This window comes from Paraburkholderia ferrariae NBRC 106233 (assembly GCF_000685035.1).
Taxonomy (GTDB): domain Bacteria; phylum Pseudomonadota; class Gammaproteobacteria; order Burkholderiales; family Burkholderiaceae; genus Paraburkholderia; species Paraburkholderia ferrariae.
This window is the reverse complement of sequence record NZ_BAYB01000035.1, coordinates 1-24,364: the sequence shown is the minus strand read 5'-3', so window position 1 is coordinate 24,364 and position 24,364 is coordinate 1. Positions and strand designations below refer to the sequence as shown.

Below are 24,364 nucleotides of genomic sequence, written 5' to 3'. Positions count from 1 at the left end.
CCTACGCAAACCCGTACCGCAATCCGTCTTGCAATCCGTCTCGCATCCCTCGTCAGAAGTTGCCAAGGAACCAGTCCTTCATGCGCGTGAAGACCTGCCCCATCGACCCCGACTGCACGGCCACCTTGCGCCCGCGCATGCGCTGCGAGCGGCCTTCCACGAGCAGGCCCATCGCCGTCGAGTAGCGCGGGTTGCGCACCACGTCGGCGAGCCCCCCCGCGTACTCCGGCACGCCGATGCGCACCGGCTTGAGGAAAATGTCCTCGCCCAGCTCGACCATGCCCGGCATCATCGCGGCGCCGCCCGTCAGCACGACGCCCGAGCTCAGCAGTTCTTCGTAACCCGACTCGCGCACCACCTGCTGCACGAGCGAGAAGAGTTCTTCCACGCGCGGCTCGATCACGGCCGCCAGCGCCTGGCGCGACAGCGTGCGCGGACCGCGCTCGCCGAGCCCCGGCACTTCGATCATCTCGTCCGGATCGGCCAGCGCCTGCTTCGCGATGCCGTAGCTCACCTTGATGTCTTCCGCGTCCGGCGTGGGCGTGCGCAGCGCCATCGCGATGTCGCTCGTGACCTGGTCGCCGGCAATCGGAATCACCGCGGTATGGCGAATCGCGCCTTCGCTGAAGATCGCGATGTCGGTCGTGCCGCCGCCCACGTCCACCAGCACCACGCCCAGTTCCTTCTCGTCGTCGGTCAGCACGGCGAGCGACGAAGCGAGCGGCTGCAGGATCAGGTCGTTCACTTCCAGGCCGCAGCGGCGCACGCACTTCACGATGTTCTGCGCCGCGCTCACCGCGCCCGTCACGATGTGCACCTTCACTTCGAGGCGAATGCCGCTCATGCCGATCGGCTCGCGCACATCTTCCTGACCGTCGATGATGAATTCCTGCGTGAGGATGTGCAGCACCTGCTGGTCGGTCGGGATGTTGATCGCCTTGGCCGTTTCGATCACGCGCGCGACATCGGTCTGCGTGACTTCCTTCTCCTTGATCGCGACCATCCCGCTCGAATTGAAGCTGCGGATGTGGCTGCCCGCGATGCCGGTGAACACGTTAGTGATCTTGCAATCGGCCATGAGTTCGGCTTCTTCCAGCGCGCGCTGGATAGACTGCACGGTGGCCTCGATGTTCACCACCACGCCCTTCTTGAGCCCTTTCGATTCGCTCTGGCCGAGACCAATCACCTCGTAGTGGCCATCGCCCTTCATTTCGGCGACGACGGCCACCACCTTCGACGTCCCGATGTCGAGGGCGACCAGCAGATCCTTGTAGTCTTTACTCATAGCGTGCTCGTTGCGTGTGATGTGCTGTTACTTTTTGCCCGGGGCCGTGTCGCTGATGAAGCGCATGCCGGCCGCCCGAATCGCAAAACCGTTCGGATAGCGCAAGTCCGCATATTCGATATCTTTCCCCCAACGTTGCGTGACCGCCGACCATGCGACGATGAGCCGGTGCGTGCGCTCCCCGAGTGTGTCCGCGTTGCGCTCGCGGCCCAGCTCCACCTCCATGCCGTTCGAAAGCTTCACCGTCCACGCGTAGCGCGGCGAAAGCGTCACTTCGTCGGGCGTGAGGCCGAGCGGCGCAAACCACTTCTGGAAGTCGTGGTAACGCGCCACCACGTCCTTCGCACTGCCGTCCGGCCCGTCAAACGCAGGCAGATCCTCGTCCAGCTCGCCCTGGTTGGCCGTGAAGAGCTCGCCGTCCGTGCTCACGAGCTGATCGCTGCCCCACGTGCCGAGCGGCTTGTACTCTTCGAGCGACACGGCAAGCGCGTTCGGCCAGACGCGGCGCACGCTCGCGTGGCGCACCCAGGGCATCTGCTCGAACATCTGGCGCGCGGCGTCCAGATCGACCGTGAAGAAGTTGCCCTTCAGGTGGCCGACCACGCTCGCGCGCACCGTGGGCGCGTTGATGTGGTCCGTGTCGCCCTCGATGCGGATTTCGCGCAGCGCGAAGTTCGGGCGCTGCACCAGCCAGATGCCGCCGGCCGCCAGCAGCGCGAGCACGAGCAGCGCGTGCAGGGCGTTGGCGGCGAGGTTGAGCTGGCGTACGTTATTCCACATGTCGAGGCTGTTGCGATTGTTGTCTCAGAGGGCTCGGAGCAATTCGTCGATCTGGGTTGATGGGAGGGCCTAATCCTTCAGCGTGAGCGAAAGAACCTTCACGACCAGGTCCTGGTACGCAATGCCGACCGCGCGCGCCGCCTTCGGCGGCAGCGAGTGATCGGTCATGCCCGGCGCCGTGTTCACTTCGAGGAAGTACGGGTTGCCCGCGCCGTCGATCATGAAGTCGGCACGGCCCCAGTCGGTGCAGCCGAGCACGTCGAACGCGCGGCGCGCGAGCTGCTTCAGGCGCACTTCTTCCTCGGGCGCGACGCCGCACGGAATCAGGTATTGCGTCGTGTCGAGGATGTACTTCGCGTCGTAGTCGTAGAACTCGCCCGCCGGCACGATCTTGATGAGCGGCAGATCGAGGTCGCCCGCGATGCACGCGGTGTACTCGCCGCCGCCCTCGATGCTCTTTTCCACCAGCACGATCCTGTCGTGCTTCGCGGCTTCCTCGATGGCGGCGACGAGCCGGTCCGCGGCCTTCACCTTGATCACCGCCACGCTCGAACCTTCGCTCGCCGGCTTCACGAAGAGCGGCAGGCCGAGCTTAGCGACGATCGCGGGCGCCCGCGCCGCGTAGTCGTCGCCGCGCATCACGGCTTCGAACGGCGGCGTCGGGATGCCGAGCTGCTGCCACACGAGCTTGCTGCGAAACTTGTCGAGCCCGAGCGCCGAGCCGAGCACGCCGGTGCCCGTATAGCGGATGCCGTAGAAGTCGAGCGCGCCCTGGATCTGGCCGTTCTCGCCATAGCCGCCGTGCAGCGCGTTGAACGCGCGCACGAAACCCTCGTCCTTGAGCGCCGAAAGCGGCCGCTCGGACGGATCGAACCGATGCGCGTCGATACCCGCGCCACGCAGCGCCTCGTACACGAGGCGGCCGGAGTTGAGCGAGACTTCGCGCTCGGCGGACTCGCCGCCGAGCAACACCGCAACCTTGCCGAATTGTTTGGGGTCGATACTGCTCATGTCGCTCACACCTTCTGTTCCTGCGCTGCGATCCGGCCCGGCACCCCGCCGATCGAACCCGCGCCCATCGTAATCACCACGTCGCCGTCGCGGACCACGGCGGCCAGCGCGTCCGGCACCTCGTCCGCCGTTTCGACGAACACCGGCTCGACCTTGCCCGCCACGCGGATCGCCCGCGCGAGCGCGCGGCCGTCGGCGGCGACGATCGGCGCTTCGCCGGCAGCGTAGACATCGGTCAGCACGAGCGCGTCGACCGTGGACAGCACTTTCACGAAATCTTCGAAGCAGTCGCGCGTGCGCGTATAGCGGTGCGGCTGGAACGCCAGCACGAGGCGGCGGTCCGGGAACGCGCCGCGCGCCGCGGCCACGGTGGCGGCCATCTCCACCGGGTGGTGGCCATAGTCGTCGATCAACGTGTAGGCGCCGCCGCCGTTGACCGGAATTTCACCGTAGCGCTGAAAGCGGCGGCCCACGCCGTTGAATTCCGCGAGCGCGCGCTGGATGTCGGCATCCTTCACTTCCAGTTCGGTCGCAATCGCGATCGCGGCCAGCGCATTCTGCACGTTGTGCGTGCCCGGCAGGTTCAGCACGATATCGAGCGCCGGCGCGTCCTCGCGCATCACCGTGAAATACATCTTGCCTTCGCGCGCGACCACGTTCACCGCGCGCACCTGCGCATCGGGCGCGAAGCCGTAGCGGATGATCGGCTTCGAGACGAACGGCAGGATCTCCTTCACGTTCGGGTCGTCCACGCACAGCACCGCGATGCCGTAGAACGGCAGACGGTGCGTGAATTCGATGAACGCCTGCTTCAGGCGCGCGAAGTCGTGCCCGTAGGTGTCCATGTGATCGGCGTCGATGTTCGTGATGACTTCGATCACCGGGAAGAGATTGAGGAACGAGGCGTCCGACTCGTCAGCTTCCGCCACGATGAAGTCGCCCGTGCCGAGGCGCGCGTTCGCGCCTGCGCTGATGAGGCGCCCGCCGATCACGAAGGTCGGGTCGAGCCCGCCCGCCGCCAGCACGCTCGCCACGAGCGAGGTGGTGGTGGTTTTGCCGTGCGTGCCGGCAATCGCGATGCCCTGCTTCAGGCGCATCAGTTCCGCGAGCATCACGGCGCGCGGCACGATGGGAATGCGGCGATGACGCGCCGCGAGCACTTCGGGGTTGTCGCTGCGCACGGCCGTGGAGACGACCACGGCGTTCGCGCCTTCGATGTTCTGGGCGTCGTGCCCGATCGCGACGCGTGCGCCGAGCGCGGCAAGCCGCTCCGTGACCGCGTTCTTCGCGAGGTCCGAGCCGCTCACCTGATAGCCCAGGTTGACGAGCACTTCGGCGATGCCGCTCATGCCCGCGCCGCCGATGCCGACGAAATGGATATGTTTGACGATGTGTTTCATTGCTTTCCTCCCGCACTAGCGCCCGCCACGGCCGCGCAAATGCTCGCGACTTCGTCGGCGGCGTCGGGTTTCGCGAGCGCGCGGGCGCGCCCGGCCATTTCCGCCAGCGTTTCTCTGGTTTGTTGCCGCAGCCAGTCGGCGAGTCCTTCCGCCGTCAGGTCGCGTTGTTGCACCACCTGCGCGGCGCCCTTGTCGGCGAGAAACGCAGCGTTGGTGGTCTGATGGTCGTCCACGGCGAACGGGAACGGCACGAAGCATGCCGCCACGCCCACCGCCGCGATCTCGGCCACCGTCATCGCGCCCGAGCGGCAGATGACGAGGTCCGCTTCGTGGTACGCGCTCGCCATGTCGTCGATGAACGGCACGAGTTGCACCGCGTCGCCGGGTTCGAGTCCGGCTTCGAGATAGTGGGCCTTCAAGGCGTCGATGTGCTTCGCGCCCGCCTGATGCACGACCCGCGGGCGCTCGCCCGGTTCGATGAGCGCGAGCGCGCGCGGCACGACCTCGTTGAGCGCCGCCGCACCGAGGCTGCCGCCCACGACGAGCAAGCGCAGCGCACCGGTGCGCGCCGCGTAGCGCGCCTGCGGATCGTCCACGTGCTCGAGTTCTTCGCGCACCGGATTGCCGGTCCACTCGCCATGCGGGAGCGCCCCCGGGAACGCCACGAGCACGCGCTTCGCGAGCTTTGCGAGCACCTTGTTCGCGAGGCCCGCAATCGAGTTCTGCTCGTGCAGCACGAGCGGGCGCCCCGAGAGCGCGCTCATCACGCCCGCCGGGAACGTGATGTAGCCGCCCATGCCGAGCACCACATCGGGCTGCACGCGCGCGAGCGCCGCGCGGCTTTGCGTGAAGGCGCGCAGCAGATTCAGCGGGAGCATCAGCTTCGTCTTGAGGCCCTTGCCGCGCACGCCGCCAAAGCGCACGTATTCCATCGGGATGCCGTGCTTCGGCACGAGCGTCGCTTCCATGCCTGCGGGATTGCCGAGCCACACCACGCGCCAGCCCCACGCCTGCATGCGATGCGCGACCGCGAGCCCCGGGAACACGTGCCCCCCGGTGCCGCCGGCCATCACCATCAGCGTGCGCGGTGCTGCGCTCATACCTTCCCTCCGCGCATCAAGACCCGGTTCTCATAGTCCACGCGCAACAGGAGCGCCACGGCGACGCAGTTGAGCACAATGCCCGAGCCGCCGTAGCTCACGAGCGGCAACGTGAGGCCCTTGGTGGGCAGCAGGCCGAGGTTCACGCCCATGTTGATGAAGGCCTGCGCGCCGAACCACACGCCGATGCCCTTCGCGACGAGGCCCGCGAACGTGCGGTCGAGCGCGAGCGCCTGGCGGCCGATTTCGAACGAGCGGCGCACGATCCAGTAGAACAGCAGGATCACGATCAGCACGCCGACGAAGCCGAGTTCTTCGCCGATCACGGCGAGAATGAAGTCGGTGTGCGCTTCGGGCAGATAGTTGAGCTTTTCGACGCTGCCGCCGAGGCCCACGCCGAACCACTCGCCGCGGCCGAAGGCGATCAGCGAGTGCGTGAGCTGATAGGCCTTGCCCTGCGCATAGCGGTCGTCCCACGGATCGAGGTACGCGAAAATCCGCTCGCGCCGCCACGGCGAGAGCCACACGAGCATCGTGAAGGTGCCCACCGCCGTCGCCACGAGGCCGCCGAACAGCTTGCCGTTCACGCCGCCGAGGAACAGCACGCCCATCGCGATCGCGGCGATCACCATGAACGCACCCATGTCGGGCTCGAGCAGCAGCAGCGCGCCCACCACGCCCACGGCGAACGCCATCGGCAGGAAGCCCTTCGCGAAGCTGTGCATGTACTCCTGCTTGCGCACCGTGTAGTTCGCCGCGTAGATCGTCACGGCGAGCTTCATGATTTCCGAAGGCTGCATGTTCGTGATGCCGAGCGGAATCCAGCGGCGCGCACCGTTCACGCCCTTGCCGATGTGCGGAATCAGCACGACTACGAGCATCGCGAGCGCGATCAGGAAGAACTTCGGTGCGTAGCGGTCCCACGTCGAGATCGGGATTCGAAACGCCACCACGGCTGCGATCGCGGCGACCACGAGCGAAGCGATATGGCGAACGAGGAACGCGTAGTCGTGGTACGAGGCGTACTTCTTCGAATCGGGCATCGCGATGGACGCCGAATACACCATCACCACGCCCAGGCCCAGCAGCGCGATCACGGCCCACAACAGCGAGTGGTCGTAGTCGAGCATGCGCGAGCGCGCCGGGCGCACGCCGTTGACAACGCTCGCCAGGCCGCTCGCGCCCGGGCGTGCGCCGCCGGCCGCCCCACCGCCATTGCCCTCGCGCGACAGACGCGCACCGAACCGTTCGGACCAGCTCATATCATCGTCCCCCGTTCTGCGGCGATTTCCTCGACCGTGTCGCGAAACACGGCGGCGCGATGGGCGTAGCCCTTGAACATGTCGAAGCTCGCGCACGCCGGCGAAAGCAGCACGACGTCGCCGGGTTCGGCGAGCGCCGTCGCCGCGCGCGTCGCGGCTTCGAGTGTCGGATGATCGGCGAGCGCGATGCCCGTCGTTTCGAGCGCGGCGCGGATTAGGGGCGCGTCGCGGCCAATCAGCATCACGGCGCGGCACCAGCGCTCGACAGGTGCGGCGAGCGGTGCGAAGTCCTGGCCCTTGCCGTCACCGCCGGCGATCAGCACGGCGCGCTGCGCGAGGCCGTCGAGCGCGGCGACCGTGGCGCCCACGTTCGTGCCCTTGCTGTCGTCGACGTAATCGATGCCTTCGATCGAAGCGATCAGCTCCACGCGATGCGGCTCGCCGCGATATTCGCGCAGGCCGTGCAAAAGCGGCGCAGCGGCGAGATCGATCGCGCGGGCGAGCGCGAAGGCCGCCAGCGCGTTCGCCGCGTTGTGCAGGCCGCGGATACGCAGGGCGTCCGCCGGCATCAGGCGCTTCAGGCCCAGGTTCACGGGCGCGGCTTCGCGCTGCTTGCGGCGGCGCGGGGAAACCGGCTCGTCGGCCGCGTCCTTGTCGTGCGCTTCCACGAGCCAGAGCATGCCGCTCTCGCGCAGGATGCCGTAGTCGCCGGGATGCTGCGGCTCGTCGAGGCCGAACGTCACCATGCGTGCGGCGTTCCCGGCGTCGGCCGCCAGCGACATCACGCGGGCGTCGTCGCGGTTGAGCACGCGCGTGGTCTGCGCACCGAAGATGCGGCCCTTCGCGGCGGCGTAGGCGTCGAGGCCGCCGTGCCAGTCCAGATGGTCTTGCGTGATGTTCAGGATCGCCGCAGCGTCGGGAGCAAACGTGTGCGACGTTTCGAGCTGGAAGCTCGACAGTTCGAGCACCCACACGTCGGGCAGCGCGGTGTTGTCGATGGCTTCGGCGAGCTTGTCGAGCATCGCCGGGCTGATGTTGCCGGCCACGGCCACGCGCTTGCCTGCGCGTTCGCAGAGGAGACCCGTCAGGCTCGTCGTGGTGGTCTTGCCGTTCGTACCGGTAATGGCGAGCACCTTGGGCGCGTAGCCGCTCTCGCCGAGATGCCGGAGCGCCTGCGCGAAGAGTTCGAGTTCGCCCCACACGTCGATGCCGCGCTCGCGCGCGGCCGCGATCAGCGGCACGAGGTCGGCGGCCAGCGGCGAAAGGCCCGGGCTGATGGCGACGAGTTCGACGCCGTCGAGCAGCGCCGTCGAGAACGGGCCGCCCACGAAATCGCCATCGACGCCGTGCGCAGCGAGTTCGGGCAAACCGGGCGGCGTCTCGCGCGTGTCGGCGATACGCAGGCGGCACCCGTGCCGCGCGCACCAGCGCGCCATCGCGAGGCCCGATTCACCGAGCCCCAGCACGAGCACCATCGGCTTTTGCCGATCCCGAAACTTCTCGCCAAACATCGCTTGCTTTCCCTTTTTATGACTGGTGTAACCCGCCGGTTCGACTACGCAGACTGCGCGACCGGCAACTTCAACGCAGCTTGAGCGTGGACAGGCCGAACAGGCACAGCATCAGCGTGATGATCCAGAAACGCACGACCACCTGCGTCTCCTTCCAGCCCGACAGCTCGAAGTGGTGGTGCAGCGGCGCCATCTTGAAGATGCGCCGGCCCTCGCCGTACCGCTTCCTGGTGTACTTGAACCACGTGACCTGCAGCATCACGGAGAACGTTTCCGCGACGAAAATGCCGCCCATGATGAACAGCACGATTTCCTGGCGCACGATCACGGCGATCGTGCCGAGCGCGCCGCCGAGCGCCAGCGCCCCCACGTCGCCCATGAACACCTGGGCCGGATACGTGTTGAACCAGAGGAACGCGAGCCCTGCCCCGCCCATGGCCGAGCAGAAGATGAGCAGTTCGCCCGCGCCGGGAATGTGCGGGAAAAGCAGGTACTTCGAATAGACCGAGCTGCCCATCACGTAGGCGAACACGCCGAGCGAGGCGCCCACCAGCACCACGGGCATGATGACGAGCCCGTCGAGGCCGTCGGTGAGGTTCACCGCGTTGCTCGCGCCCACGATCACGAAGTACGTGAGTGCGATGAAGCCCCACACGCCGAGCGGATAGCTGATCGACTTGAGGAACGGCAGCAGCAGGTCGGCACGCGCAGGCAGGCCCATCGAGAGACCGCTCCGCACCCATGCCATGAAGAGATCGAACACGCGCACGTTGCTCGCTTCCGAAACGCTGAAGGCGAGATACACGGCGGCGAAGAGGCCGATCACCGACTGCCAGAAGTACTTCTCGCGCGAGGACATCCCGCGCGGGTCCTTGTGGACCACCTTGCGATAGTCGTCCACCCAGCCGATCAGGCCGAAGCCGAACGTCACCAGCATCACGATCCAGATGAAGCGGTTCGTGAGATCGCCCCAGAGCAGCGTCGAAACGGCGATGCCCAACAGGATCAGCACGCCGCCCATGGTCGGCGTGCCCGATTTCACGAGGTGCGTTTGCGGGCCGTCCGTACGCACGGCCTGGCCGACCTTCATCGCGGTCAGCTTGCGAATGACCCACGGGCCCAGCATGAGCCCGAACCCCATCGCGGTGATGGTCGCCATCACCGCGCGGAAGGTCAGATAACTGAACACGCGCAAGAAGCTTGCGTCATTCTGCAGCCATTGCGCCAGCGCCAGTAGCATGCCTTGTATTCCTTCGTATTTCAGTGCGCGCCGGACGCAGCGTCCGGCGCAGGGTTGTGCGGATTCGTCAGGGCTGCCACCACGCGCTCCATCTGCATGAAGCGCGAGCCTTTCACGAGTATCGTTGCGCGGCCGCCGTAGCCGGCCTGCGCCAATGCGTTCACCAGTTCGCCCACGCTCGCCGCATGCAGCGCGTTCGCGCCGAATGCCGCCGACGTGTCGCGCGCGGCGTTGCCCAGCGTGTAGAGCGCGTCGATGCCGCGCTCCTTCGCATACGCGCCCACCTCGCGGTGGAACGCGGGGCCTTCGTCGCCGACTTCGCCCATGTCGCCCAGCACGAGCACGCGCGGCGCGTTCTGCGCCGCGAGCACGTCGATCGCCGCGCGCACCGAATCGGGGTTCGCGTTGTAGGTGTCGTCGATCACCGTCGCGCCCGCAAGTTCCCCGAGCGCGGCATGCTTCACCTGCAAACGGCCCTTCACCGGCAAGAACGCTTCGAGCCCGCGGCGGATCGCATCGAGCGACACGCCCGCTGCAAGCGCCGCCGCCGTCGCCGCAAGCGCGTTGTGCGCGTTATGCGCGCCCAGCACCTGCAGTTCGACTTCGAGATGCCCCTGCGGCGCGGCAATCGCAAGGCGATTGCCCGCGAGCTTCCCCGTCACTGCGGCATCGACGCCGCGCTCTGCCGTATGCAGCGCGAAATCGAGAATCTGCGAACCGGTGGCGGCCACGCGCCAGATGCCCGCGTACGCGTCGTCGGCGGGAAACACCGCGACACCTTCGGGCTTCAGGGCGTGGATCGCGCTGGCATGTTCGAGCGCGACGGCTTCCACCGTCGCCATGAACTCCTGGTGCTCGCGCTGCGCGTTGTTGACCACCGCAACGGTCGGCTCGGCAAACTTCGCGAGCAGCGCCGTCTCGCCGGGATGGTTCATCCCGAGTTCGACGACCGCGAGGCGATGCGCGCCGGACAAACGCAGCAGCGTTAACGGCACGCCGATGTCGTTATTGAGGTTGCCGGCCGTGGCCAGCCGGTTTGCTTCGCCAACTGCGACCGCGAAGATCGAAGCGATCATTTCCTTGACCGTCGTCTTGCCGTTGCTGCCCGTCACGGTGACGAGCGGCAGCGTGAAGCGCCGCCGCCAGCCGAGCGCAAGCGCGCCGAGCGCCGTGCGCGTGTCGTCCACGCGCAGCGCCGGAATGCGCCAGTCGCCGGGGCTGCGCGAAACCAGCACCGCGCTCACGTGGCGCCCCGCCACGTCGGGGAGGAAGTCGTGCGCATCGAAGCGGTCGCCCTTGAGTGCGACGAACAGATCGCCGGGGCCGGCCGTGCGGCTGTCGGTCGAAATACGCGCGAACGTGGCCTCTTCGTCGCCGAGCACGCTTGCGCCCGGAATCAACGTTGCCGCTTCGCGCAGGGAAAGCATCGTCATTCACCGCCTCCGCGCCCGTGAGTCGTACGGGCGGCGAGTGCAAGCCGCGCGTGGTCCTGATCGGAGAACGCGCGCTTCTTGCCCATGATTTCCTGAGTCGCCTCGTGCCCCTTGCCGGCCAGCACGACGACGTCTTCCTTCGCCGCGCCGCGCACCGCCTGCAGGATCGCGCTCGCGCGGTCCTCGATGCGGCGCGACCTGGCAGGCTCCTGCATGCCGCCCGCGATCTGCTCGATGATGGCCGCGGGCGCTTCGCTGCGCGGGTTGTCGCTCGTCACGACCACCTGGTCGGCGAGGCGTTCGGCAATCGCGCCCATCAGCGGACGCTTCGTGGCGTCGCGGTCGCCGCCGCAGCCGAACATGCAGATGAGTTCGCCGCCGCGCGCCGCCGCCATCGGGCGCAGCGCTTCGAGCGTCTTTTCGAGCGCATCGGGCGTGTGCGCGTAATCGATCACGACGAGCGGCTCGTCATGATCGACGCGGCCGCCCAGCCGCTCCATGCGGCCGTTCACCGGCTGCAGCTTCGCCAGTTCGTTCAGCGCCGCGACGAGCGGCACGTTCGCGGCCAGCAGCGCGCCCAGCACGCCGAGCAGGTTGCTCACGTTGAAGAGGCCGAGCGTCTGCACCTCGATTTCGGCGTCGCCCCAGTCGGACGTGGCGAGGTGAAACGCCGTACCCGTGGCCGTCGCCCGTACGTTCGACGCGCGCAGCCACGCGTGCGCGACCGGCGCATCGGCGGCGGGCGTTTCGACCCCGTAAGCAATCGTGCGCGCATGGCCGCGCGTGGCAGCGAGGAAGCGCCGGCCGGCGGCATCGTCGGCATTGATCACCGCGGCGCGCAGACCGCGCCATGCGAAAAGACGCGCCTTCGCGGCCTCGTAGGCTTCGAACGTGCGGTGATAGTCCAGATGGTCCTGCGTGAGATTCGTGAAGATCGCGATGTCGAACGAGGTGCCGTTCACGCGGCCCTGGTGCAGCGCATGCGAGGACACTTCCATCGCCACGGCCTGCGCCCCTTCGCCGCGCAGCCGTGCGAGACTGCGCTGCAGTTGCGGCGCGTCGGGCGTAGTGAAGCCCGTATGCACGAGCGCGCCCGGAAAGCCGCTGCCGAGCGTGCCGACGATCGCGCACTTCTGGCCGAGGGCGCCAAGGGCCGACGCCACCCATTGGCTGCACGAGGTCTTGCCGTTCGTGCCGGTCACGCCGACCACGAGCATCGCGTCGCTCGGGTCGCCGTACCAGCCGCTCGCGATCTCGCCCGCCAGCACGTCGAGCTGCGGCACCGCAAGCGACATCGACGCGTCCGGCTGGCCCGCGAAACCTTCCGGCTGATACAGCACGGCGGCCGCGCCGCGCTCGACGGCGTTCTCGATGTGCGGGCGGTTATCGGCACCTTCGACGGCATAGGCGAGGAACACGTCGCCCGCCTGAAGCGAGCGCGTGTCCGCATGCAGGTTGGCCGTGGCCGCCGCGTGCGTGCGCAGCCACGCGAGCGCGTCCGCGATCTGCCGGTGCGCGGGATGCTGGGTGCGCGTGGCGCTCATCGGACAACTCCGGGTCGATTATTGGCGTTATCGGCGACGGTCATGCGGCGCGCGGCGACCGCCGGCTTCGACGAAGCCGAGGCGTGCTTGAGCGGCGCGGCCGCGGCGCCCGAGGCGCCACTGGACGCAGCGGCCTGCGCGCTGTCGTCGGAGACGACGAGCTGCTTGACCGGCATGTCGGGCGGCACGTTGAGCGTGCGCAGGGTGTCGCCGACGATGGCCGAGAATACCGGGCCCGACACCGCGCCGCCGAAGTGGCTGCCGGCGGTCGGTTCGTCGATCGAGACGGCCACGACGATGCGCGGATTCGGCATCGGCGCCATGCCGACGAACGAGGCGCGGTACTTCGATTTGTCGTAGCCGTGGCTTTCGTGCTTGTACGCCGTACCCGACTTGCCGCCCACGCGGTAGCCGGGAACGGCCGCTTCGGGCGACGTGCCCTGGGTGGACACGACGCTTTCGAGCATCGTGCGCACCTCGCGCGCCGTGGTGGGCGAGAACACCTGGGTGCCGGTAACGGGCTGATCGTCGCCTGGGTGGCGGAAGATCGTCACCGGCAGGATCTGGCCGTCGTGGGCGATCGCCGTGTACGCGCGCGCAAGCTGGAACAGCGAAACCGAGAGGCCGTAGCCGTAGGACATCGTCGCCTGCTCGATGCGGCGCCAGCTCTTCCACGGACGCAGGCGGCCCGCCGCCGCGCCGGGGAACCCGACCTTCGGCGCCTGACCGAGTCCGATGCTGGTGTACATGTCCCACATTTCCTCGGGCTTGAGCGTCATCGCGATCTTGGTCGCGCCGATGTTGCTCGACTTCTGGATCACGCCGCCCACCGTGAGCACGCCGAACGCCGAATCGTCGGTGATGGTCGCGCCGTCCAGCGTGAAGTGGCCCGAGCCCGTATCCACCAGGGTAGTCGGCGAGACCCGGTGCAGATCGAGTGCGAGCGACACCGTGAACGGCTTCATGATCGAGCCCGGCTCGAACACGTCGGTGAGGATACGGTTGCGCAACTGCTCGCCCGTAAGGTGCGAGCGGTCATTCGGGTTGTAGGTCGGATAGTTGACGAGCGCGAGCACTTCGCCCGTGCGCACGTCCACCACCATCGCCGCGCCGGCCTTTGCCTTGAACTTCTCGACGGCCGCCTTCAGGTTCGAATAGGCGATGTACTGGATCTTGCTGTCGATCGAGAGCCTCACGTCCTGGCCGTCGTGCGGCACGACCTGCTCGTCCACGTCCTCGACGACGTGGCCCATGCGGTCCTTGATGACGTGACGGATGCCCGGCACGCCCTCGAGAATCTTCTCGTCGCTCAGTTCGACGCCTTCCTGGCCTTCGTCCTCGACGTTGGTGAAGCCGATCAGGTGAGCGGTCACCTCGCCTTCGGGGTAGAAACGCTTGTATTCGTTGCGCTGATAAATGCCCGGAATATCGAGATCCGCCACCTTGCTGGCCACGTCGAGCGGCACCTGGCGCTTCACGTAGACGAAGGTCTTGTCTTCGGAGAGCTTCTTGCGCAGATCGGTCGTGGACATGCCGAGAAGCTGGCCGAGCTGCGTGAGCTTGTCGGCGCCGAGGTCGTCGGGCACGTCTTCGGGAATCGCCCAGATGGCGCGCACGGGCAGGCTCGTGGCGAGCACGAGCCCGTTGCGGTCGAGAATCTTGCCGCGCGTGGCCGGCAGTTCGAGCGTGCGCTGATAGCGGCTTTCGCCCTGCTTCTGATAGAAGGCGTTGCCCGGGCCCTGAATCCAGAACGCGCGCGCGGCAAGCGCGACGAACGCCATGAACAGCATGAACACGACGAGCTTCGAGCGCCACATCGGCAGGCGCACGGAGAGGATCGGATTCGACGAAAAGGCGACGCTCTTGCGGCTGTTGCCCTTTTTCATCGCACGCCTCCGCGACGGCCGGTGACAGCGGCCGGGGAGGAAGCCGGCGCCGACGTGGGCACCGGCGCGTCCGTGGCGGTGGCGGCGCCGGGCGCGAGCGTCAGGTATTGCGTGCGTCCGGTCGTGACGGGCTGCATCTTGAGCGAATCGGTTGCGATCTGTTCGACGCGCGCCGTTCGCGACAGCGCGCTCTGCTGATATTGAAGCTGGTCGTAGTCCTGCTGCAGCTGGCGCTCTTCGGCCTGCGCGCGCTGCAACTGGATGAAAATCTGCCGCTGCTGGTTGGTGGCGTTGACGACCGACAACGCACAGCCCATCACGACGATCAGCAGGAAGATGTTCAGGCGATTCATGGCGTGATGCGCTCCGCAATGCGCATCACGGCGGAGCGGGCACGCGGATTCGCGGCGACTTCCTCGTCGCTCGCGAACACGCGGCCGAGCAGCTTGAGCGGCGGGCTGGGCAGATCGACGGCGCGGATCGGCAGGCGGCGATCCACCGCGGGCGCACTGGCGTGCGCCTGCAGGAACCGCTTGACGATCCGGTCTTCGAGCGAATGAAAGCTGATCACCACCAGCCGCCCCCCCTGCTCAAGCGACGCGAGCGCCGCCTCTAGTACGACTTGCAGCTCCGCAAGCTCTTGATTGACGTGAATCCGTATAGCCTGAAAGGTGCGGGTTGCCGGATCCTTACCCTTCTCACGGGTCTTGACGACGTTAGCCACGATTTGGGCAAGCTCGCCCGTGCTGTCGAGAGGCCCGAGACGGTCGGACTCTGCCCGGCGAGCAACAAGCGCCTTTGCAATCTGAAAAGCAAACCGTTCTTCCCCATAATCTCGAATCACCTCCGTCAGTTCCTGCAACGTGGCCCGCGCCAGCCAGTCGGCAGCAGACTCGCCGCGCGTCGGGTCCATCCGCATGTCGAGCGGGCCATTCGCGCGAAAACTGAAGCCGCGCTGCGGGTCGTCGAATTGCGGCGACGACACGCCAAGGTCCAGCAACACCCCCGACACACGCCCTGCTCCGCGCGACGCAAGCGCCTCGCGCAGCGAAGCAAAACTCTCATGCACGATCGCGAAACGCGGATCCTCGATGGTCGCGGCCGTGGCGATCGCCTGCGGATCCTTGTCGAACGCGATCAGCCGGCCGGCTTCGGAAAGCCGGCCGAGCACCGCGCGACTGTGGCCGCCGCGCCCGAACGTGCCGTCCACATAGACGCCGTCCGCGCGCGTGACGAGCGCATCGACCGCTTCATCGAGCAGCACCGTGCGATGCTGCAAACTGCCTTGTCCCATCGCAGATGCCATAGCTCGTTCACCCGCGATCAGAACGTGAAATTCTTCAAGGCGTCGGGCATGCCCTGCGCCATCGCCGCCTGTTCCTTGGCGGCGTAGGTCTGTGCATCCCACAACTCAAAATGACTACCCATGCCAAGCAGCATGACTTCCTTTTCCATTCCTGCCGCCAGACGCAATTCAGGGGAGACGAGCACGCGGCCCGCGCTGTCGACATCGACGTCGGACGCATTGCCGAGAAAGATGCGGCGCCACCAGTGCGCATCCATCGGCAAGGCGGCGACCTTCGCACGGAACACTTCCCATTCGGGGCGCGGAAATAGCAACAGGCAGCCGTCCGGGTGCTTGGTGATCGTCACCCGTCCTTCTGCCTGTTGTTGCAGCGCGTCCCGATAGCGCGACGGAATCGACATCCGTCCTTTCGCATCGAGTGTTAGCGCCGACGCCCCCTGGAACACTTTTGCTCCCCCTCACGCGGCGTCGTTCGCCGCCCGCCCCAATTCAAATGAATTTACCCGAATGCGCGCCCGGAATCACACAAAAAAACACTTTCTCACACTGTCTCCCACTTTAGAGGAACGCCCCACGAGGGTCAAGGGAGAGAGGCCATTTCTTGACGAAATTTATCCGTTAGAACAAGGACTTAGCGGCACTTCCTCAAGTCAGACGAAAAGCCAAAAACCGTTATGAATGAATGAGCTAACGCGGGTTGTGAAGGTGATACGTGAAAAGCTTGGCGAAAAACGCGGGGGCGGTGGGATTCCGGGGGGATTAAAGCGGGTCGGGTGAAGCGCTAAATCAACGAAAGCAATAGCGGGACGGCGAGCCGCGCCGTCCCGCTCGAGCGGTTAAATATAGTAGGCCGTACGGGTCATCACTTTGGATACCGCACGCATGAGCGAACGCACGGGTAGCGGCAGTTCGATACCGCCGGCGTCCGTCGCCGACCTGGCGTGCGCGATCTCGTCGATGCGCATCTGCTCGACCACGGCACGCGACTCCAGATCGGCGGCCGGCAGGCTTTCGAGGTGGCCGTCCAGATGATGTTCGACCTGGCGCTCCGTCTCGGCCATGAAGCCGAGGCTCACCTTGTCGCCGAACCGGCCCGCCAGGAGGCCGATCGTCATCGCGCCGGCATACCAGAGCGGATTGAGCAGGCTCGGGCGCGAGTCGAGCGCCTGGAGACGGCGCGCGGTCCAGGCCAGATGGTCCTCTTCCTCGAGCGCCGCCTGGGTGAACGCCGCTTTGAGCGTGGGCGAGCGCGTAGCGAGCTTTTGCGCCTGATACAGCGCCTGGGCGCACACCTCGCCGACGTGATTCACGCGCATCAGGCCGGCGGCGTGCGCGCGTTCGGCCGGCGTGAGTTCGCCTGCCGCGCCCGGCGCAGACTCCCCGGGCCCGGCGGACCCAGACCCAGCGGACCCGGCCGATTCCACGCCCTCGGCAGCGAGAGCCGGAGCCGTGGCTTCGGGCTGCGCGGCCGGCTGAGGCATCGGCCGCGTCATGCGCGACACGCCCGTTATCGAGCGCAGGCCCCGATCGAATTCGGTAATCAACTCGTCAAGCGTCATCCAACCTCCCTTTCCGGTGCCCGGGCGCAAGGCGCAGCCGTCTTCCGCACTACAGGAACAAATGGGCTGCCGTCAATAAGGGGCAGCGCCGATAGATAGGCGCATATTCTAGACCATGTTGTGTAAACGAAACAGGTACTTAGCGGCGCCAGGCTTTCCCTTTGTCACGATTAACCGTTTTGTTACATTACGAGCAACTTCTCGCGAAGTTAGCTGGCGGAGCCAACGTCAGACAATAAATCGGCTCCGTTTATAAGACGCACAAGATTCGCAAACACTGGAGATCCATCAATGAAGAAGTCGCTTCTCGCGCTCGCTGCGCTGGGCGCGTTCGCGGGTGCTGCTCACGCGCAGAGCAGCGTCACGCTTTACGGCATCATCGACGAAGGTTTCAACATCAACACGAACTCGGGTGGCAAGCACCTGTACAACCTGTCGAGCGGCGTGCTGCAAGGCAGCCGTTGGGGCCTGCGCGGCGCTGAAGACCTGGGCGGCGGCCTGAAGGCGGTCTTCGTGCTCGAAAACGGTTTCGACGTGAACACCGGCAAGCTCGGCCAGGGCGGCCTGATGTTCGGCCGTCAAGCCTACGTCGGCCTGTCGAGCTCGCAATACGGCTCGGTCACGCTGGGTCGCCAGTACGACTCCGTCGTCGACTACGTCGGTCCGCTGGAAGTGGGCGACCAGTGGGGTGGCTACATCGCCGCTCACCCGGGCGACCTGGACAACTTCAACAACGCGTACCGCACCAACAACACGATCAAGTACACGAGCGCGAACTACGCAGGCCTGACGTTCGGCGGCACGTACAGCTTCGGCGGCACGGCTGGCAACTTCACGCAGAACCAGATCTGGTCGTTGGGCGCGGGCTACAGCAACGGTCCGCTGACCCTCGGTGTCGGTTACCTGAACGCACGCACGCCGTCGAACACCGGCGGCCTGTTCGGCAACAACACCTCGAGCTCGACGGCATCGGCTGTCACGACGCCGGTTTACTCGGGCTTCGTGAACGCCAACACCTACCAGGTGATCGGCGCAGGCGGCGCGTACACGTTTGGCGCAGCGACGTTCGGCTTGACGTACTCGAACGTCAGCTTCCGCGACCTGGGCGCAAACGGCGCGACGATCTATCGTCAGGGCGAAAACGCCACGTTCAACAACGTCGAAGCGAACTTCAAGTACCAGTTCACGCCGGCCCTGCTGGCTGGCTTCGCGTTCGACTACACGGACGGCAACAGCGTCGCGCTCAAGAACGGCACGAGCAACGACGGTTCGAAGTACTACCAGTACTCGCTCGGCACGGACTACTTCCTGTCCAAGCGCACCGACGTCTACCTGGTCGGCGTGTACCAGCACGCTTCGGGTACGAACTCGCTCAACGATCCGGCTGTCGCCGCGATCAACGGCCTCTCGGCATCGAGCAACGACAACGTGTTCACGGCACGTATCGGTATCCGCCACAAGTTCTAAGAAGAACAGCCGCTTCAGTCTCAAAGGCGCCTTCGGGCGCCTTTTTTCTTTGCGGCACGGAATCACGCGCGCAAAAAAAAGCCTGCCCCATCGGGACAGGCTCTGACTTCACACTTCACACGTATGGTCGCTGCAGGTCGCCACGGCTTTGGGCCGCTCAGGCGCGGCCGTCGCGCAACTCGCGCCGCAGGATCTTGCCGACATTGGTCTTCGGCAGATCGGTGCGGAATTCGATGATCTTCGGACGCTTGTACCCCGTAAGCTGCGTCTTGCAGAATTCGAAGACGTCCTTGTCGGTCAACGCCGGATCCCTCTTCACGATGAAGAGCTTCACCGCTTCGCCGGAATGCGGGTCGGGCACGCCCACGGCCGCCACCTCGAACACCCCCGGCAGCTTCGCCACCACGTCTTCGACCTCGTTCGGGTACACGTTGAAGCCTGAGACGAGAATCATGTCCTTCTTGCGATCGACGAGCTTGATGTAGCCACGCGTGTTCATCACGCCCACGTCGCCCGACTTGAAGTAGCCGTCGGCCGTCATGACCTTGGCGGTCTCTTCGGGGCGCTGCCAGTAGCCGGCCATTACCTGCGGGCCGCGGATGCAGATCTCGCCGGGCTCGCCCACCGGCAGTTCGTTGCCCCCGTCGTCGCGGATCGAGATTTCGGTCGAGGGCAGCGGCAGGCCGATCGTTCCCGTGTATTCCGTGGCCGTGGTCGGGTTGCAAGTGACGCAGGGCGACGTTTCGGACAGGCCATAACCCTCGACGACAGGCGTCTGGGTCTTTTCGAACCAGCGGTTCGCCACCGCCTCCTGCACCGCCATGCCGCCGCCGTTGGCCACGAGCAGCTTCGAGAAGTCGAGCTTGCCGAAATCCGGATGATTCAGGATCGCGTTGTACAGCGTGTTGACCGCCGGGAACGTCGTGATCGCGTAGCCTTCGAGTTCCTTGATCATGCCCGCGATATCGCGCGGATTCGGAATCAGGATCGCGAGGCCGCCCGTGCGGATCGTGAGCAGCCCGCAGACGGTCAGCGCAAACACGTGATAGAGCGGGAGCGCCGCAACCGTGACCGGCTGCATGCCGGCCGGCAGCTTCGAAAGCGCCGGCTCGCTCCAGGCGGCCGACTGCAGCACGTTGGCGATGAGGTTGCGATGCAGGAGCGTCGCGCCTTTCGAGACACCCGTGGTGCCCCCCGTGTACTGGAGGAACGCAATATCTTCCGGCTTCTGCTCGACGGGCTTGAAGCTCGCGCGCGCGCCGGCAGACAGCGCATCGCTAAAGCGCACGTGGCCAGGCAGCGTCCACGCGGGCACCATCTTCTTCACGCGCCGCACGACGAAATTGACGATGCAGCCCTTCACGCCCAGCAGGTCGCCCATCGACGCGACCACGACGTGCTTCATGCCCGTGTTCGCGATCACCGCATCGAGCGTCGCAGCGAAATTCTCAAGGATGACGATCGCTTCCGCGCCGCTGTCCTTGAGCTGATGTTCGAGTTCGCGCGGCGTGTAAAGCGGGTTCACGTTCACGACCACGTAGCCTGCGCGCAGGATCGCCGCAAGCGCGACCGGGTATTGCAGCACGTTCGGCATCATGATGGCGATGCGCGCGCCGCGCGCAATGCCGCGCGACTGAAACCAGGCCGCCAGACGACGCGAAAGATCGTCGAGCTCGCCATAGGTGATCGACTTGCCCATGCATGCGAAAGCAGGCTTCGTCCGGTAGGCGCTGAAACTCTCTTCGAGCAGCGCCGTGATGGACGCGTAGCGCCCCGGGTCGATTTCCGCTGGAACGCCGGGGGGATACGATTTCAGCCAGATTTTTTCCATGCGGCGTCTCCTCCGTCAATTTTCGAATGATCGTGCTAAAACTTGGATCGTAGCATGACGCCCGGTGCTTTAATCCGGTGAATCAGCAAGTTAGAGAAGCCCTTCGAACGCCGGCGACACGCCGTTGCAGGCGCACGCAGGCGCAAACGGGTGCAGCCGCCGGCGCGGCGCCGGGCGCTCGGGGAAACCATCAGGCGCGTTCGACTTCGACCAGGCAGTCGTAGAAGGTGGCCGATCCGCCCAGGTCGGTCAGCGCCTGGCTCGTGACCTCGTTGGCGTTGCGGCCATCGGGGGCCAGCTTTTTCCACCAGATCGACAGCCCGACCACGAGACCTTCGCGGGCCCGTTCGCTTACGCGGGCGCGCGCGTGCATCGTGCCGCGGTCGTTGAAGATGCGGACCTTGTCGCCGTCCTCGATGCCGCGGGGGGCGGCGTCGGCAGGATTCAGGTCCACGTGCGGTTCGCCTTCGGTCGCACGCAGGCTTTCGACATTGACGAAGGTGCTGTTCAGGAAGTTGCGCGCGGGCGGCGAAATCATCGCAAGCGGATAGCGGGCCGCGAGTTCGGGGGCGCCGTCGGCCGACTCGTACGGCGGCAGATAGTCTGGCAACGGGTCGAGCCCGGCGCGCTCCAGCACGTTGCTGTGGAACTCGCACTTGCCCGACGGCGTGCGAAAGCCGCCGTTTGCGAACGGCGCGTCGGCAATCTTGAGCTTCACCCAGCCGCTGGATTTCAGGGTCTCCCAGTCGGTGCCGGCCAATGCCGGATCGTCCCAGCGGAAGGCCTGGGCCGCGACCTCGTCGTCGCTTTCGAAGAGCGCTGGCTCGGTCAGGCCCATCTTGCGCGCGATCATGCGGAAGATTTCGGTATTCGGACGCGCCTCGCCCACCGGCGCGATTGCGGGCAGGTTCGCCATCACGTGCGTGTGTCCATACGACTTGTGGACGTCGAGATGCTCGAGCTGCGTCGTTGCGGGCAGCAGCAGATCGGCGTAATCGGCGCTATCGGTCTGGAACTGCTCCAGCACGATGGTAAAGAGGTCCTCGCGTGCGAAACCCGCGGCGACCTTGCCCGAATCGGGCGCGACCGCCACCGGATTCGAGTTGTAGACGACGATCGCCTCCACCTTCGGCCCGAACGCCGCGTCGCCCGCGTGCGTCAGCGCATCGCCGATCTGGTTCATGTTGATCGTGCGCGGCAACTGCTTCGGCCACCCCGGCATCAGGTCGGGGCGCTGGAGCGCCTCGGCATCCGTGGGTGCCCAGCCCGACGACGAGAGCAATACGCCGCCCGCGCGTTCGCGCCACGCACCCGTGAGCGCGGGCAGGCAGGCAATCGCACGCACGGCGTTGCCGCCGCCGCGCACGCGCTGCAGGCCGTAGTTCATGCGGATCGCCGCCTTGCGGGTGGAGCCATAGAGGCGCGCGAGGTCGACGATCGCCTGCTCGTCGATCCCGCAGATCTGCGCGACATGCGCCGGCGTGTAGGTGAGTGCGCGCGCCTTGAGAGCTTCGTAGCCATGCGTGTGCGCGGCGATATAGTCGTGGTCGAGCCGGTCTTCCACGATCAGGACGTGCATCATGCCCAGCGCGAGCGCACCGTCGGTGCCGGGCTTCAGCGCGATGTGCTGGTGGCACTTTTCGGCGGTCAGCGAACGGTACGGATCGATGGCGATCAACGTGGCGCCTTGGCGCTTGGCTTCCTGGGCGCGTGTCCAGAAGTGCAGGTTCGAAGCAATCGGATTGGCGCCCCAGATCAGGATCACTTCGCTTTCGGCAAAGAACTCCGTGTGCATGCCGAGCGCTGCGCCGTACGTGTAGCGCAGCCCGGCCGCGCCTGCGGCGGCACAGATGGTGCGATCCAGACGCGAGGCGCCGAGCTTGTGGAAAAAGCGCTGGGCGATGCTGTCGCCCTGCACGAGCCCCATGGTGCCCGCATAGCTATAAGGCACGATCGCTTCGGGCGCACGCTGGGAGATTTCGCCAAGGCGAGCGGCTGCGATCTCGCACGCCTCCTCCCAGCTGATCGGCTCGAAACGCCCCTCGCCCTTGCGGCCGACGCGCTTCATCGGCTGCGTCAGACGCTTCGGATGATGGACCCGCTCCGCATAACGGCTCACCTTCGTGCAGAGCACGCCCTGGGTGGGAGGGTGATCGGGGTCGCCCGTGACCTTGATCGCGCGGCCGTTCTCGACGGTCACGCGCATCGCGCAGGTATCGGGGCAATCGTGGGGGCAGACCGCACGGGCAAATTCGGCTGGGGCGTTCATCGGCAATCCATCGGGTGAAGCGTGGGTTCGTAACCGCAATTTTAGTCTGTCTCTGCACGAGCCCTGACAGCCCATCCCGACAGTTGGCGCGAAAAAAAAGGTTGGGCGTAGAATGGTTCGTCCAGAGCCGGCTCATTCCCGGCTGCACACCTGTCACACAAAGCTCGCCATGAAACTGATTCCGGAAATCCAGTCCGCCCAGGGCGAAATCCAGACCCTTCGACGAACGATCCACGCTCATCCCGAACTACGCTACGAAGAAACCCATACCGCCGATCTCGTTGCCCAGAAACTTGCCGAATGGGGTATCGAAGTGCATCGTGGGCTGGGAAAAACGGGCGTTGTCGGCATGCTAAAGCGCGGCAACGGCCCGAAATCGATCGGCCTGCGCGCCGATATGGATGCGCTGCCCATTCAGGAACTCAATACTTTCGAACACCGCTCCCGCAACGACGGCAAAATGCACGCGTGCGGCCACGACGGCCATACGGCAATGCTGCTCGGCGCCGCGCAGTATCTGGCAAAGCACGGCCAGTTCGACGGAACCATCGTGTTCATTTTTCAGCCCGCCGAGGAAGGCGGCGCCGGTGCCAAGGCCATGATCAAGGATGGCCTGTTCGAGCGCTTTCCCGTGGACGCCGTGTTCGGCATCCATAACTGGCCCGGCATGCCGGCGGGGTTCTTCGGTGTGACCGAAGGGCCGATCATGGCGTCGAGCAATGAATTCCACATCAACATCAAGGGTGTCGGATCGCATGCCGCGCTGCCGCACAACGGACGCGACCCGGTATTCACGGCCGTGCAGATCGCGAACGGCCTGCAGGGCATCATCACGCGCAACAAGAAGCCGCTCGACACGGCAGTGCTATCGATTACACAGATCCATGCCGGAGACGCGGTGAATGTGGTGCCGAACGAGGCCTGGATTGCAGGAACCGTTCGCACGTTCACGACGGAAACGCTCGATCTGATCGAATCGCGTCTGCGCAAGATCGCGGAAAGCACGGCGGAGGCTTACGACTGCTCGGTCGAAGTGACGTTCCTTCGCAACTATCCGCCAACGGTGAACAGCGGCGCGGAGACGCAATTTGCGGCGGAAGTGATGCGCGAGGTGGTGGGGGAAGATCGCGTGGACGCGAAGGTCGAGCCGACGATGGGTGCCGAAGACTTCTCGTTCATGCTGCTCGAGAAGCCCGGTTGCTACGCATTCCTCGGCAACGGTGATGGTGGCCACCGGGAATCGGGCCACGGGGCCGGCCCGTGCATGCTGCACAACGCGAGCTACGACTTCAACGATCAACTGTTGCCGGTCGGCTCGTCGTATTGGGTGCACCTGGCGACGAAATTTCTTGCCAAGAAGTAGGCGGAGAAGTTTGCTTTACTGAATAGAAGCCGTCCCTCGGGACGGCTTTTTGTTCTGCGCTGCGCCTCTGCGACGCCCCTGTTCGCACCAACGCCGAAGCCTCGTCTCTCACAGGGA

General features: G+C 65.9%; 19 protein-coding genes. 2 read left to right on the top strand and 17 right to left on the bottom strand.

Annotated features, from left to right (window positions below; genetic code table 11):
- Positions 1-52: 52 nt before the first annotated feature.
- From ftsA to coq7, 15 genes are all read right to left on the bottom strand, one after another.
- On the bottom strand, positions 53-1,285 hold the full coding sequence (ftsA, locus tag BFE01S_RS29815; protein ID WP_028228647.1) for a cell division protein FtsA: 1,233 nt from the start codon (positions 1,283-1,285) through the stop codon (positions 53-55).
- A 27-nt stretch (positions 1,286-1,312) separates the two neighbouring features.
- Positions 1,313-2,065 carry a cell division protein FtsQ/DivIB gene (locus BFE01S_RS29810; protein ID WP_028228646.1) on the bottom strand — a complete coding sequence of 251 codons (753 nt, stop codon included), beginning with the start codon at positions 2,063-2,065 and terminating at the stop codon, positions 1,313-1,315.
- 69 nt (positions 2,066-2,134) lie between these two features.
- Positions 2,135-3,076 carry a D-alanine--D-alanine ligase gene (locus tag BFE01S_RS29805; RefSeq protein ID WP_028228645.1) on the bottom strand — a complete coding sequence of 314 codons (942 nt, stop codon included), beginning with the start codon at positions 3,074-3,076 and terminating at the stop codon, positions 2,135-2,137.
- A gap of 5 nt (positions 3,077-3,081) precedes the next feature.
- Positions 3,082-4,476, bottom strand: coding sequence for a UDP-N-acetylmuramate--L-alanine ligase (gene murC, locus BFE01S_RS29800; protein ID WP_028228644.1), 1,395 nt, complete (start codon positions 4,474-4,476; stop codon positions 3,082-3,084).
- Positions 4,473-5,576: an undecaprenyldiphospho-muramoylpentapeptide beta-N-acetylglucosaminyltransferase gene (gene murG / locus BFE01S_RS29795; protein WP_028228643.1), complete on the bottom strand. Its 1,104-nt coding sequence runs from the start codon at positions 5,574-5,576 to the stop codon at positions 4,473-4,475. Before murG ends, murC begins: the two co-directional genes overlap by 4 nt.
- Positions 5,573-6,838 (bottom strand): putative lipid II flippase FtsW, encoded by a 1,266-nt coding sequence (gene ftsW, locus BFE01S_RS29790; protein WP_028228642.1) that lies wholly within the window; start codon positions 6,836-6,838, stop codon positions 5,573-5,575. The genes murG and ftsW overlap by 4 nt, the downstream gene beginning before the upstream one ends.
- Positions 6,835-8,349: a UDP-N-acetylmuramoyl-L-alanine--D-glutamate ligase gene (gene murD / locus BFE01S_RS29785; protein ID WP_028228641.1), complete on the bottom strand. Its 1,515-nt coding sequence runs from the start codon at positions 8,347-8,349 to the stop codon at positions 6,835-6,837. Before murD ends, ftsW begins: the two co-directional genes overlap by 4 nt.
- A gap of 70 nt (positions 8,350-8,419) precedes the next feature.
- The gene (gene mraY / locus BFE01S_RS29780) at positions 8,420-9,589 is read right to left on the bottom strand and encodes a phospho-N-acetylmuramoyl-pentapeptide-transferase (protein ID WP_028228640.1); all 1,170 of its coding nucleotides are present in this window, start codon (positions 9,587-9,589) and stop codon (positions 8,420-8,422) included.
- A 20-nt stretch (positions 9,590-9,609) separates the two neighbouring features.
- Positions 9,610-11,022, bottom strand: a complete 1,413-nt coding sequence (locus tag BFE01S_RS29775) for a UDP-N-acetylmuramoyl-tripeptide--D-alanyl-D-alanine ligase (protein WP_028228639.1) — start codon at positions 11,020-11,022, stop codon at positions 9,610-9,612.
- Positions 11,019-12,566, bottom strand: a complete 1,548-nt coding sequence (locus BFE01S_RS29770; RefSeq protein ID WP_028228638.1) for a UDP-N-acetylmuramoyl-L-alanyl-D-glutamate--2,6-diaminopimelate ligase — start codon at positions 12,564-12,566, stop codon at positions 11,019-11,021. Before BFE01S_RS29770 ends, BFE01S_RS29775 begins: the two co-directional genes overlap by 4 nt.
- The gene (locus BFE01S_RS29765) at positions 12,563-14,452 is read right to left on the bottom strand and encodes a peptidoglycan D,D-transpeptidase FtsI family protein (RefSeq protein WP_028228637.1); all 1,890 of its coding nucleotides are present in this window, start codon (positions 14,450-14,452) and stop codon (positions 12,563-12,565) included. Before BFE01S_RS29765 ends, BFE01S_RS29770 begins: the two co-directional genes overlap by 4 nt.
- The gene (gene ftsL / locus BFE01S_RS29760) at positions 14,449-14,805 is read right to left on the bottom strand and encodes a cell division protein FtsL (RefSeq protein WP_028228636.1); all 357 of its coding nucleotides are present in this window, start codon (positions 14,803-14,805) and stop codon (positions 14,449-14,451) included. Before ftsL ends, BFE01S_RS29765 begins: the two co-directional genes overlap by 4 nt.
- Positions 14,802-15,758 carry a 16S rRNA (cytosine(1402)-N(4))-methyltransferase RsmH gene (gene rsmH / locus BFE01S_RS29755; RefSeq protein WP_156967205.1) on the bottom strand — a complete coding sequence of 319 codons (957 nt, stop codon included), beginning with the start codon at positions 15,756-15,758 and terminating at the stop codon, positions 14,802-14,804. Before rsmH ends, ftsL begins: the two co-directional genes overlap by 4 nt.
- 17 nt (positions 15,759-15,775) lie before the next feature.
- Complete coding sequence (mraZ, locus tag BFE01S_RS29750; protein WP_028214080.1) at positions 15,776-16,204, bottom strand: division/cell wall cluster transcriptional repressor MraZ; 429 nt, start codon at positions 16,202-16,204, stop codon at positions 15,776-15,778.
- Positions 16,205-16,594: 390 nt separating this feature from the next.
- A complete protein-coding gene (gene coq7 / locus BFE01S_RS29745; protein WP_028228634.1) occupies positions 16,595-17,317 on the bottom strand; it encodes a 2-polyprenyl-3-methyl-6-methoxy-1,4-benzoquinone monooxygenase in 723 nt (240 codons plus the stop codon).
- 291 nt (positions 17,318-17,608) lie between these two features.
- Here coq7 and BFE01S_RS29740 point away from each other — a divergent pair, with 291 nt between their 5' ends.
- Positions 17,609-18,784, top strand: a complete 1,176-nt coding sequence (locus tag BFE01S_RS29740; RefSeq protein ID WP_028228633.1) for a porin — start codon at positions 17,609-17,611, stop codon at positions 18,782-18,784.
- A gap of 157 nt (positions 18,785-18,941) precedes the next feature.
- Here the strand turns inward: BFE01S_RS29740 and BFE01S_RS29735 are convergent, their stop codons facing one another.
- Entirely contained in the window at positions 18,942-20,615 is a 1,674-nt protein-coding gene (locus tag BFE01S_RS29735) for a long-chain fatty acid--CoA ligase (RefSeq protein WP_028228632.1), read from the bottom strand.
- Between the two features lie 190 nt (positions 20,616-20,805).
- Positions 20,806-22,884 (bottom strand): molybdopterin-containing oxidoreductase family protein, encoded by a 2,079-nt coding sequence (locus BFE01S_RS29730; protein WP_028228631.1) that lies wholly within the window; start codon positions 22,882-22,884, stop codon positions 20,806-20,808.
- A gap of 169 nt (positions 22,885-23,053) precedes the next feature.
- Here BFE01S_RS29730 and BFE01S_RS29725 point away from each other — a divergent pair, with 169 nt between their 5' ends.
- Complete coding sequence (locus BFE01S_RS29725; RefSeq protein WP_028228630.1) at positions 23,054-24,247, top strand: M20 aminoacylase family protein; 1,194 nt, start codon at positions 23,054-23,056, stop codon at positions 24,245-24,247.
- Positions 24,248-24,364 lie beyond the last annotated feature (117 nt).